Genomic DNA, 11,977 nt, shown 5'->3' on the forward strand with positions numbered 1-11,977 from the left:
CGCGCCACCCTATGCGCGAGACCGGCAAACGCTTAGGCTTGCCGCCGTGGACACCCTGGTCGAAGCCAGCGACGAAGCCCTGATGCTGGCCTATGCGGCCGGCGACGCCGGTGCGTTCGAGACGCTGTACGCGCGCCACCGCGGCCGCCTCTACCACTACCTGCTGCGCCAGCTGCGCGACGTGGCGCTGGCCGAGGAACTGTTCCAGGACGTATGGCAGCGGGTCATCGCCGCGCGCCGGGGATGGCAGCCGCAGGCGGCATTCAGCACCTGGCTGCTGCGCATCGCCCACCATCGGCTCGGCGACCACTGGCGCGCGGCCAAGCACCGCCCGGCCGCGCCGGCCGACGCCGAACAGCGCACCGCCAGCGTGCCGGACCCGGATACGCCGGAGCGGCGGCTGTCCGCGTTCGAACAGCGGCGCCATCTGCAACTGGCGCTCGACGACCTGCCGGAGGAGCAACGCGACGTGCTGTTGCTGCGCCTGCAACAGGAACTGAGCCTGGAGGAGATCGGGCAGATCACCGGGGTCGGCCGCGAGACGGTCAAATCGCGACTGCGCTATGCGCTGGACAAACTGCGGGCGAGGCTGGGCGAATGACTGCCGACGAGCCGCTGACCCCGCGGGAACGCGCCCTTGCCGAACACCTGCGGCTGAGCCGCCAGGCGCTACCGTCGGCGGCGCTGGACGCATCGATCCTGGCCGCAGCGCGCGCCGCGGTCGCGGCGGGGCTGGCATCCATGCCGCCGTTGCACGCCACCGATGCCGCGCCGGCGCCGATCGCCACGGCGCCATTGCCGCCGGACGATGCCGGTTCCAGCGCAAGACCGCGCCACGGCATGCGCTGGCCGGCCTTGACCGGGCTGGCGGCAGCACTGGCGCTGGCGGTCGGCATCGCCTGGCAGGTGCGCCTGCCGGCGCCGGCGCCCGCCGCCGGCAGCGCACCGCGGTCGCTGCGCGCGGTCCCTGCAGCACCGCTATCGGCTGCACATGCACCCGCCATGCCCGGGCCGGTACCGATCGCCGCGCCGTCCCCAGTGGCGCCGCCGCCGGCCGCACCCGCGCCTCCCGCGGACGCGGACGCAACCCTGGCGAAGACCGCCGCGCGCGCGCCGCAAGTGCACGCAGTGCAGCGCCAACAACAGCGCATGCTGTGGGAACGCCGCCAGGTCTTGGGCGAGCGCGCCGACAGCGACGCAGCGGACGCGCACGCGCGGCAGGCACCCGCGTCCGTCGCGCGCATGCAAGGCGGCATCGCGGCAGCACCTGCAGCGGCGGTGCCGAGCGCGGCGGACGCGGCCCCAGCGTCGCCCTCCGCGCACCTTGCCGGCGCCGATCCGGCGCTTGCGGCCATCGCCCAGGCCGACGCCCGGCTGTCGCGGCGACGCTGGCTCGAGCGCATCCGCGCGCGCCGCGACGCGGGCGCGCCGGCGGCCGCGCGCGCCAGCCTGCAACGCTTCCAACGCGAGCATCCGCATGCGCGCATCCCCGAGGATCTGCGTGACCTGCTGAACGACTGACGCACGCACCCGGTCGTCCAGGCGCAGCCGGCGTCGCACTGCTGCACCCGCAGCCGCGATCGCCCGCTGCGCCTCATCTAGAATGGCGCCGATGCCAGATACACTTCCCCGCCCCGTCAGCCACAGCGTGGACATCAAGCACAGCCGCTTCCTGGCCCACGCCGCGCCGATCGCCGATGCCGGCGCGGCGCTGGCGTTCGTGCAACAGGTCGCGGCGGCCGATGCCACCCACAACTGCTGGGCCTACCGCCACGGCGACGAGTACCGCTCCAGCGACGACGGCGAACCGTCCGGCACCGCCGGTCGCCCGATCCTGGCGGCGATCGATGGGCAGGGCTTGGACCGCGTCGTGGTGGTGGTCGCGCGCTGGTACGGCGGCATCAAGCTCGGCGCCGGCGGCCTGGTCCGCGCCTACGGCGGCACCGCCGCCGAGTGCCTGCGGCTGGCGCCGCGGCAGCCGCTGCTGGCGTTGAGCCTGTTGACGCTGCATTGCGGCTTCGACGACCTCGGCGCGGTGCACGCGGCACTGGCCGCCTGCGCCGCGGAGAAACTCGGCGAACGCTTCGATGCGCACGGCGCCGAACTGCGCCTGCGCCTGCCCAGCGATCGCCTGCCTGCCTTGAAAACACGGCTGCGCGACGCCACACGGAACAGGGTCCGCTGCTCGGAAACCTCCCCCGCATGAACGATCCGTCGGCCGACCAGGCCAAGTCGCTGCGCAAGCTTGGCAGCCTGCGCACGTTGTGGCCGTTCGTGCGGCGCCAACGCGGCCTGTTCGGCGCGTGGCTGGCCGCGCTGGCGGTCTCCTCCAGCGCGACGCTGAGTCTGCCGGTGGCGGTGCGGCAGATGATCGACCACGGCTTCAGCGACGGCGACAAGATCAACCAGTCCTTCGCGTTGCTGTTCGCGGTGGCGGTGGTGCTGGCGATCGCCACCGCAATGCGCTTCTATTTCGTGTCCTTGCTCGGCGAAAGAGTGATCGCCGACCTGCGCGGGCGCCTGTACGCGCACCTGCTCGGATTGCACGCCGGCTTCCACGACCGCAACCGCAGCGGCGAGTTGGTCTCGCGGCTGTCGGCCGACAGTGAACTGCTGCGCGGGGTGATCGGCAGCACCATGTCGGTGGCGCTGCGCAGCATGGTGACGGTGATCGGCAGCGTCGTGATGCTGTTCGCGACCAGCCCGCACCTGGCCGCCTACGCGCTGCTCGGCATCCCGCTGGCGGTACTGCCGATCGTGCTCGGCGCGCGGCGTCTGCAGAAGATCTCGCGTGCCAGCCAGGATCGCGTCGCCGACGCCAACACCCTGGCCGCCGAAACCCTGGGGGCGGTGCGCACGGTGCAGGCGCATGCGCGCGAACCCTACGAGCGCGGCCGCTTCGGCCAGGCGCTGGCGCTGTCGGTGGACGTGGCGCGCAGACGGGTCGGCGCGCAGGCGCTGATCACCGCCGCAGCGATCGTGCTGGTGTTCGGCGCGATCGTCCTGGTGCTGTGGTCCGGCGCGCACGAGGTGGCGGCCGGCGAACTGAGCGCCGGCGCGCTCGGCCAGTTCGTGCTGTACGCGATGTTCGGCGGCGGCTCGGTGGCTTCGCTGGCCGAAGTCTGGAACGACCTGCAGCGCGCGGCCGGCGGCATGGGCCGCATCGCCGAGCTGTTCGACGAACGCCCCGAGGTGGTGGCGCCGGCGCTGCCGCGCGCGCTGCCGCAGCCGCTGCACGGCGAAGTGCGCTTCGAGGACGTGGTGTTCCGCTATCCGCAGCGCCCCGACCATCCCGCGCTGGACGGCTTCGATCTGCATGTGCGGCCCGGCGAGAGCGTGGCCCTGGTCGGCCCCTCCGGTGCCGGCAAGAGCACCGTGCTGTCGCTGCTGCTGCGCTTCCACGATCCACAGTCGGGCACACTGCGGGTGGACGGCGCCGCGCTGCGCGAGCTGGACCCGGCGGCGCTGCGCGAACGCATCGGCCTGGTGCCGCAGCATCCGACCCTGTTCGCGGCCAGCGCCGCCGACAACATCCGCTACGGCCGGCTCGAGGCCAGCGACGCCGAGGTCGAGGCCGCGGCGCAGGCGGCCGAGGCCGACACGTTCATCCGCCAATTGCCGCACGGCTACGCCAGCGAGCTGGGCGAGCGCGGCGCGCGCCTGTCCGGCGGCCAGCAGCAGCGCATCGCCATCGCCCGCGCCCTGCTCAAGGACGCGCCGATCCTGCTGCTGGACGAAGCCACCAGTGCGCTGGACGCCCAGAGCGAATACGCCGTGCAGCAGGCGCTGGAACGGCTGATGGCCGGGCGCACCACGCTGGTGATCGCGCACCGCCTGGCGACGGTGCTCAAGGCCGACCGCATCGTGGTGATGGACCATGGCCGCATCGTCGCCCAGGGCACCCATGCCCAACTGCTGGCGCAGGGCGGCCTGTACGCAGAACTGGCACGGCTGCAATTCATCGACTGAGCACGCTGCGCTAACGTTGGCGGGACTACGGTCCCGCTGCGCCCCGGCGCCGACATCGCCGGCGGCGCACTCCAGCGCGATGAGTCGCATTCGACAGGAGACACGCCATGTCCTTTCGCCAACTGCCCGCCCTCGGTCCCGACGGCGAGGCCTATCTGATCACAGAGTTCCAGGACGAAGCTCAGCATCAGCAGCAGGCGCAGCACGATGCGCCCTGCGGACCGGCGCTGCGCTACGAACTGGCCGATGGCCGCAAGCTGATCCGCCGCGGCCAGCAATTCACCACCACCGGCGGCGAGCTGACCCTGACCGCGGTGTGAGCGCGCATGCGCGATGCGCGCAAAGGAGACGACGCGCTGCGTCGGCCTCCTGTGCGACAGTGCACGGCGCAAGTGGTCAATGATTGGCCAAGCCTCTTGACACGTCCGCCCATCAAGGCGCGCAGGCACTTATCCACATGTTTGCGCGCATTCCATCCACACCACCTGTGGATGACGCGCAGTCGCGTTTCCGGTCGCAGCCGATGGAGCCGCTCCTACAACCGGTTAGCACGGCAATACCCGGCCGATGCCACTGGCGTCGATCTCGGCGGCGGCCGCATCCAGCGCCGACGCGACGATGGCGTGATCGAAACCGATGCGGAAATGCAGCTCACCGGCCGGCGTGCGCGAGGAATGGATCGAGGCCAGGCTGACGCCGTGGCGTTCGAACACGTACAGCAAGGCGCGCAGCGAACCGGCGCGGTCCTCGGGCAGATACACGCTGAGGGTCAGCTGCTCGGTCAGATCGGCGAGCAGGTAGCCGACCCGTTCGTAGCGGTAGTTGCCGTGCGCGATCGCGGTCTCGCCCAGCGCCTGGCGATTGGCGTCGAGGAACTCGGCGCGGAACTGCGCGCGCGCCGCGTCGTCGCCACGGCCGACCTGATCGCGCAACCGCGACAGTTGCGCGATCAATCCGTCGAGCACGCCGCCGACATGCGGGTTGCCGAACTGGATGTCCTCGTAGATGGCCGGGTTCAACGCCAAGATGCGCGCGATGATCGCGGTGTCCAGTTCGAACGAGGCCGAACGGTACGGCATCAGCGCCTCCAGCGATCCCAGCGTCGGCGCATGCTCGCGCAGCACGCCGGCCTGGGCCAGATGGCTGCCATGCACCATCGCCTGCACCAGCGCCATCACCCGGTCGTGGTGGTCGGGCGTGCTGCGCACGCATTCGGCCTCCAGCGCCGCGCACAGCTGCTGCAGCCACGCGCGCCAGTGCGCCAGCCGCGCCTCGCACACCACCAGCACGCGGCCCTTCAGGGTGGGCGATTTCGGCGGCGCGGTCATCGGGTGCAGGCCGGCCACCTCCGCCTGCGAGGCCAGCATCGCCGCCACCGGCTCGCGCTTGACCGAGGTCACGTCCAGCCACAGCTGCCCGGATTCGCGGCCGCCGGCGCGGCGCACGTAGTCGCCGATCAACGCCGGCGTGTGCCGGATCGGCGCGGAGAAGATCAGCACCTGCGCGCGGTGCAGCAACGCGTCCGGATCCAGCGACTGCGGATCGGCCGGATCGTGCCCGACCACATGCAGTTGCATGCGCTCGTGGAAGAACCGGCTGAGCCAGCAGCCGTAGGCGCCGGCGCTGCCGACGATGCCGACCACCGGGCGCAGGCTCACGCCAGGCGCTCGACGGCGAAGCGCAGCGGCGTGGCCAGCGCCGCCGGCGCGGCGGCGAGCACGTCCAGTTCCTCGTAGCCCGCGGCCAGGGTCGCTTCCAGCGCCGCGTGCACGCCGGCGATGGCGCGGCCGATCGCCAGCTCGAACGCGTCGCCGCGCAACAGGAACGCGACCAGCAGCGACATCAGCACGTCGCCGGTGCCGGCCACGTCCACCGGCAGCAGCGGCGAGCGCCAGCAGTAGACCGCCTCGCGGCTCACCGCCAGCGTCAGCAGTTGCCCTTCGTCGCCGCCGACGCTGTGCGCCAACACCCACTGCGGCCCACGCGCGAGCAGCGCCCGCGCCGCGACGACGGCATCGTCCTGGGCCAGCGCCGGCAGCCCGGTCAGGCGGCCGAGCTCGAACGCGTTCGGCGCGACCAGCCACGCATGCGGCAGCAGGCGTTCGGCGAACACGGTCTCCAGCCCCGGCTCGACGTAGGGCCCGGTATGCGTATCGCCGATCACTGGATCCAGGCAATAGCGCAGCGCCGGGCACTGCGGCAGGGTGGCGTCGAGCCAGTCGGCGAACGCAGCGCCGTTGCCGACGCTGCCGAAGTAGCCGGACACCAGCATGCGCGCGCGCTGCGGCAGGCCGCGCTCGCTGGCGCCGAGCAGCAGGTCGGCGAACCAGTCGCAGGGCAGCACCTTGCCGCGCAGCGTCGCGTAGAACGGCGCATTGCTCAGCAACGTGGTTGGAATCTCGGCCACGCGCAGGCCCAGCGCTCGCAGCGGCGGGACCGCCGCGCTGTTGCCGGCGTGGCCGTAGACCAATTGCGACTGCACGGAAACGACGTCGACCGGAACCGGCCCATCGGGGCGCTGGCGACGGCCGTGGATCAGGTGGCTTTCGGCGAATGGAATCATCGCCGTAGTCTAAGGCTTGGCGGGACTCGGGACGGCAGAATGATGTCTCGGCGCAAATCGCTGTCGAGCGATTTGATGAAAAAAAGCGCGAGATATTTGAAGAAAAAAAGCGGATTTTTCGCAACTTCAGCCCAACCGCTTTTCTGTAGGAGAGGCTTTAGCCCCTCCTACAGAAAAGCGACGATGCCGCGCACTGGCGACCATCCCCCCGGTCCCGAGTCCCGAACCGAACCACACTCACGACGTCATCCGGTCCCAGAAGCCCTTGACGCCATCGATGAAGGTGGCCGACTTCGGCGAATGCTTGCGCGCGTCCTCGCCGGTGAAGGTGGATTCGAACTGCTCCAGCAGCTTGCGTTGATCGGCGGTGAGGTTGACCGGCGTTTCCACCACCACGCGGCAGTACAGATCGCCCTCGCTGCGGCTGCGTACCGAGCGCACGCCCTTGCCGCGCAGCCGGAACAGCTTGCCGGTCTGGGTCTCGGCGGGAATGCGGATCTCCGCCTCGCCGCCCAGCGTGGCCACGCGCACGGTATCGCCGAGCGCGGCCTGGGAGATGCGGATCGGCACTTCGCAATGCAGGTCGTCGCCGTCGCGCTGGAAGATCGCGTGCTCGCGCACTCGCACTTCCACGTACAGGTCGCCGGCCGGGGTACCGGCCGGACCGGCCTCGCCCTCGCCGGACAGGCGGATGCGGTCGCCGCTGTCCACGCCGGGCGGGATCTTGACCGACAGCACCTTGGCTTCCTCGACGCGGCCGGCGCCATGGCAGATACCGCACGGGTTCTGCACGATCTGGCCGCGGCCGGCGCAATGCGGGCAACTCTGCTGCATCGCGAAGATGCCGCGCTGGATCCGGACCTGGCCGCGGCCCTGGCAGGTGCCGCAGATCTCGACCTTGCCGTCTTCCGAACCGCTGCCATGGCAGTGCGCGCATTCGCCCAGGGTCGGAATCTCGATGCGCCGCTCGATCCCGGCCACCGCCTCTTCCAGGTCCAGCTCCAGCACGTAGCCGATGTCGGCGCCGCGCCGCGCCGAACGGCCGCCGCCGGCACCGCCGAAGATGTTGCCGAAGATGTCGCCGAAGATGTCGCCCATGTCCGGGCCGCCCGGACCGCCGCCGCCCGGACCGCCAATGCCGTGTGCGAACGCGGCATGGCCGTGCGCGTCGTACAGGCGCCGCTTGTTGCCGTCGGACAGCACCTCGTAGGCTTCTTTGCATTCCTTGAACGCCGCTTCGGCCGCATGGTCGCCCGGATTGCGGTCGGGATGGTGCTTCATTGCGCAGCGGCGATACGCCTTCTTGAGTTCGTCGTCGCCGGCGGTGCGGGCCACGCCCAGCACATCGTAGTAGTCGCGTTTGCTCATTGATCGGGACTCGGGACTCGGGACTCGGGACCCGGCAGGAAATGGGAGTGATTCAAAGCAGCTACTCCAGGCGATGCGCAATGGCAGGACCGGAAAACAGCGTCGGACCGGAAAACAGCGGGACCCGGCAAGTCGCCTTGCCGAGTCCCGGGTCCCGGGTCCCGGCCTTACTTCTTATCGTCCTTGACTTCGGTGAACTCGGCATCGACCACGTCGTCGCCGGCCGCGGCCTGTGCGCCGCCCGCCGGGGCCGCGCCCGGTTGTGGCGGCTCGCCGCCGGCGGCCGCGGCCGCATACAGCGACTGCCCCACTTCTTCCAGCGCCTTGGTCCTGGCCTCGATCTGGCTCTTGTCGTCGCCCTTCATCGCCGTCTCCAGGTCCGCCAGCGCCGACTCGACCTTGCCGATCACGTCGCCGCCGACCTTGCTGCCGTGCTCGGTGATCGCGCTGCGGGTGGCGTGGATCAGGCCGTCGGCCTGGTTGCGCGCCTGCACCAGCTCGTGGAACTTCTTGTCTTCCTCGCGGTTGGCTTCGGCGTCGGCGACCATCCGCTGGATCTCGTCGTCCGACAGGCCGGAACCGGCCTTGATCTCGACCTTCTGCTGCTTGTTGGTCTTCTTGTCCTTGGCCGAGACGTGCAGGATGCCGTTGGCGTCGATGTCGAAGGACACCTCCACCTGCGGCAGGCCGCGCGGCGCCGGCTCGATGCCGGACAGGTCGAACTTGGCCAGCGACTTGTTGTAGCGGGCCTGCTCGCGCTCGCCCTGCAGCACGTGCACGGTCACCGCGGACTGGTTGTCCTCGGCGGTGGAGAAGGTCTGCGAGGCCTTGGTCGGGATCGTGGTGTTCTTCTCGATGATCTTGGTGAACACCCCGCCCAGGGTCTCGATGCCCAGGCTCAGCGGGGTCACGTCGAGCAGCAGCACGTCCTTGACGTCGCCGGCCAGCACCCCGCCCTGGATCGCGGCGCCCAGCGCCACGGCCTCGTCGGGGTTGACGTCCTTGCGCGGTTCCTTGCCGAAGAACTCGGCCACCGCCTGCTGCACCTTGGGCATGCGGGTCTGGCCGCCGACCAGGATCACCTCGGTCACGTCGCTGGCGCGCAGGCCGGCGTCGTTGAGCGCGGTGCGACACGGCTCGATGGTGCGCTTGACCAGGTCCTCGACCAGCGCCTCGAGCTTGGCCCGGGTCAGCTTGATGTTGAGGTGCTTGGGGCCCGACGCGTCGGCGGTCACGTACGGCAGGTTGACTTCGGTCTGCTGCGAGGACGACAGCTCGATCTTGGCGCGCTCGGCCGCATCCTTCAGGCGCTGCAGCGCCAGCGGATCCTTGCGCAGGTCGATGCCCTGGTCCTTGTTGAATTCCTCGACCAGGTAGTCGATGACGCGCTTGTCGAAGTCTTCGCCGCCCAGGAAGGTGTCGCCGTTGGTGGCCAGCACCTCGAACTGCTTCTCGCCGTCGACATTGGCGATCTCGATGATCGACACGTCGAAGGTGCCGCCGCCCAGGTCGTACACCGCGATCTTGCGGTCGCCGCCCTGGCCCTTGTCCAGGCCGTAGGCCAGCGCCGCGGCGGTCGGCTCGTTGATGATGCGCTTGACGTCCAGACCGGCGATGCGGCCGGCGTCCTTGGTCGCCTGGCGCTGGCTGTCGTTGAAGTACGCCGGCACGGTGATGACCGCCTCGGTGACCGCCTCGCCCAGGAACGCCTCGGCGGTCTTCTTCATCTTCTCCAGCACCTGCGCGGAGATCTCCTGCGAGGCCAGCTTGCGGCCGTCGGCGGTGGCCACCCACGCATCGCCGTTGTCGTGCTGGACGATGCCGTACGGGACCAGGCCGATGTCCTTCTGCACCTCGGCGTCGGTGAACTTGCGGCCGATCAGCCGCTTCACCGCGTAGAAGGTGTTCTTCGGATTGGTGACCGCCTGGCGCTTGGCCGAGGCGCCCACCAGCACTTCACCGTCCTTGGTGTAGGCGACGATCGAAGGCGTGGTGCGGTCGCCCTCGGAATTCTCGATGACGCGGGCCTTGCCGCCGTCCATGATCGCCACGCACGAGTTGGTCGTGCCCAGGTCGATGCCGATGATCTTGCCCATTGGAATGACTCCTGAAATTTCTGGTGTCCGGCCGCTGCCGGGGGTCTGGTTCGGATATAGGGATGGCCGCAGTTCATTCAAGCCATCGCCGCAAATTGGCGTTCCGCTGCAGCCGCGCCCGATTCAGGCGCAGATCGCACGGCGCGCTCAGTCGTGCTTGGCCACTACCACCAGGGCCGGCCGCAGCAAACGCTCGTTGAGCAGGTACCCCTTCTGGAACACCTGCACCACGTGCCCGGGGGCCACGCCCTCGGCCTCGGCCTGGCTGATCGCCTGGTGATGATCCGGATTGAACGGCTGCCCGGTCGGATCGAGCAGGGTCAGGCCGTTGTCGGCGGCGACCTTGAGCAACTGCTTGTAGGTCAGTTCCAGGCCGTCGCGCAGCGGGCTGGGCGCACTGCCGGCGGCGGTCAGGCCGGCATCCAGGCTGTCGAACACCGGCAGCAAGTCGCCGAGCAGGCGCTCGTTGGCGAACCTGCGCGCCTGCTCGACGTCGCGGGCGATGCGCTTGCGCTGATTTTCCAGGTCGGCGCGCTCGCGCAGCGCATCGGCCTTGACCAGCGCCAGTTCACTGCGCAGCGTCTCGAGCTGCGCCTGCAGCGGATCGGTCGACGGTTGCTGGGCCTCGGTCAGGTGTTCAGAATCGAATTCGGGGTGGTCTTGGTTCATTTCCGGTTCCCTGGCGGGAGGTGCGCCCGCCCTACCGCACCACCTATGTGGGCGTCCGGGGGGGATTCAAGATGCTGTGTTGCATCTTCGGGATTGGGGATTGGGGATTGGCCACAGCGGCGGCACGGTGCGCGCCGGCGGCTCCATGCCCGTCCTGCCCCAGGCCCGGCTAGCGTTCCGCCGGCGGGGTCGGGTCCAGCGCCGCGCCCAGCACGTCGGCGGCGATCTGCACCAGCGGGATCACCCGGTCGTAGTCCATGCGCTTGGGCCCGATCACCCCCAGCACGCCCAGCACTCGGCCGCCGGCCAGGTAGGGCGCGGTGACCAGCGACACGCTCTCCAGCGGCACCACCCCGGTCTCCTCCCCGATGAAGATGCGCACCCCCGGCGCGCGGATGGTGCGCTCGAGCAGCTGCAGGATCTCGCGCTTGCTGGCGAAGATCTCGAACAGCTCGCGCAGCCGCTCCAGGTCCGAGAGGTCCTGCACACCCATCAGCTTGGTCTGCCCGGCCAGCACCATGTCGTCGCCGGCCGGCGCCAGCGCCTGCTCGGCCAGTTCCACGCTGTGCGCCAGCAGCAGCTCCATCTCGTCGCGCGCGTGGCGCAGCTCGCGCACCAGGCTGGCGCGGATGTCGGCCAGCGCACGGCCGGCGAAATGCGCGTTCAGGTAATTGGCCACGCGCTCCAGCTCGGCCGGCTCGTAGGCCTTGCGCGGCTCGATGACCCGGTTCTGCACCTCGTTGTCGGCGAACACCAGGATCGCCAGCACGCGGCGCGCGTCCAGCGGCACGAAGTCGATGTGCCGGAACGCGAACTGCTCGCGCTTGGGCGCGCTGACCACGCCGACGAAATGGGTCATCGCCGACAGCAGCTCCGAGGCGCTGCCGAGCAGCGCCTGGGTGCCGGCGGCGCTGGCCATCTCCGCGCGCAGCCGCGCCACCTCGCCCTCGCCCGGCGGGCGCATCTGTACCAGGCTGTCGACGAACACCCGGTAGCCGGTGGCGGTGGGAATGCGCCCGGCCGAGGTATGCGGCGAACTGAGCAGGCCGGCGTCCTCCAGGTCGGCGAGGATGTTGCGGATCGTCGCCGGGCTCACGTCCAGCCCGGCGTGGCGGGCCAGGGTCTGCGAGCCGACCGGTTCGCCGTCGCGGATATAGCGCGAGATCAGCGTGCGCAGCAGCTGCCGGGCACGCGGGTCGAGCGAGGAATGGACCGGAGAGGCGCGCATGGAATCAACCCGTGAGACTGGACACTAGATAATGGCTGCATGCCGGCTTGGCAAGCCATTGGCCCACCTGCCCGCGCGTGCTAG

At 70.2% G+C, this 11,977-nt stretch carries 11 protein-coding genes; 5 read left to right on the forward strand and 6 right to left on the reverse strand.

All coding sequences use genetic code 11. From position 1 onward, the window contains the following. The first annotated feature begins 46 nt into the window (after positions 1–46). From G4Q83_RS11265 to G4Q83_RS11285, 5 genes are all read left to right on the forward strand, one after another. On the forward strand, positions 47–601 hold the full coding sequence (locus G4Q83_RS11265; RefSeq protein ID WP_128419484.1) for an RNA polymerase sigma factor: 555 nt from the start codon (positions 47–49) through the stop codon (positions 599–601). After that, the gene (locus G4Q83_RS11270) at positions 598–1,521 is read left to right on the forward strand and encodes a hypothetical protein (protein WP_128419483.1); all 924 of its coding nucleotides are present in this window, start codon (positions 598–600) and stop codon (positions 1,519–1,521) included. Before G4Q83_RS11265 ends, G4Q83_RS11270 begins: the two co-directional genes overlap by 4 nt. A gap of 91 nt (positions 1,522–1,612) precedes the next feature. Then, positions 1,613–2,206 carry an IMPACT family protein gene (locus G4Q83_RS11275; RefSeq protein WP_211288266.1) on the forward strand — a complete coding sequence of 198 codons (594 nt, stop codon included), beginning with the start codon at positions 1,613–1,615 and terminating at the stop codon, positions 2,204–2,206. After that, complete coding sequence (locus G4Q83_RS11280; RefSeq protein ID WP_128419481.1) at positions 2,203–3,969, forward strand: ABC transporter transmembrane domain-containing protein; 1,767 nt, start codon at positions 2,203–2,205, stop codon at positions 3,967–3,969. The genes G4Q83_RS11275 and G4Q83_RS11280 overlap by 4 nt, the downstream gene beginning before the upstream one ends. A 107-nt stretch (positions 3,970–4,076) precedes the next feature. Further along, positions 4,077–4,289: a hypothetical protein gene (locus tag G4Q83_RS11285; RefSeq protein WP_128419480.1), complete on the forward strand. Its 213-nt coding sequence runs from the start codon at positions 4,077–4,079 to the stop codon at positions 4,287–4,289. Positions 4,290–4,514: 225 nt separating this feature from the next. Here G4Q83_RS11285 and G4Q83_RS11290 read toward each other — a convergent pair whose 3' ends face one another. The 6 genes from G4Q83_RS11290 to hrcA form a co-directional block, all read right to left on the reverse strand. Next, a complete protein-coding gene (locus tag G4Q83_RS11290; protein ID WP_128419479.1) occupies positions 4,515–5,627 on the reverse strand; it encodes a prephenate dehydrogenase in 1,113 nt (370 codons plus the stop codon). Next, the gene (gene pdxY / locus G4Q83_RS11295) at positions 5,624–6,532 is read right to left on the reverse strand and encodes a pyridoxal kinase (RefSeq protein WP_128419478.1); all 909 of its coding nucleotides are present in this window, start codon (positions 6,530–6,532) and stop codon (positions 5,624–5,626) included. The genes G4Q83_RS11290 and pdxY overlap by 4 nt, the downstream gene beginning before the upstream one ends. A 237-nt stretch (positions 6,533–6,769) precedes the next feature. Continuing rightward, positions 6,770–7,900, reverse strand: coding sequence for a molecular chaperone DnaJ (gene dnaJ, locus G4Q83_RS11300; RefSeq protein WP_128419477.1), 1,131 nt, complete (start codon positions 7,898–7,900; stop codon positions 6,770–6,772). A 167-nt stretch (positions 7,901–8,067) separates the two neighbouring features. Further along, positions 8,068–9,996 carry a molecular chaperone DnaK gene (gene dnaK, locus G4Q83_RS11305; protein ID WP_128419476.1) on the reverse strand — a complete coding sequence of 643 codons (1,929 nt, stop codon included), beginning with the start codon at positions 9,994–9,996 and terminating at the stop codon, positions 8,068–8,070. Positions 9,997–10,143: 147 nt separating this feature from the next. Beyond that, positions 10,144–10,665, reverse strand: a complete 522-nt coding sequence (grpE, locus tag G4Q83_RS11310; RefSeq protein WP_128419475.1) for a nucleotide exchange factor GrpE — start codon at positions 10,663–10,665, stop codon at positions 10,144–10,146. A gap of 169 nt (positions 10,666–10,834) precedes the next feature. Further along, entirely contained in the window at positions 10,835–11,893 is a 1,059-nt protein-coding gene (hrcA, locus tag G4Q83_RS11315) for a heat-inducible transcriptional repressor HrcA (RefSeq protein WP_128419474.1), read from the reverse strand. Between the last annotated feature and the right edge of the window lie 84 nt (positions 11,894–11,977).

The sequence above is a fragment of the Xanthomonas theicola genome (assembly GCF_014236795.1).
In the GTDB taxonomy this organism is placed as follows: Bacteria; Pseudomonadota; Gammaproteobacteria; order Xanthomonadales; family Xanthomonadaceae; genus Xanthomonas_A; species Xanthomonas_A theicola.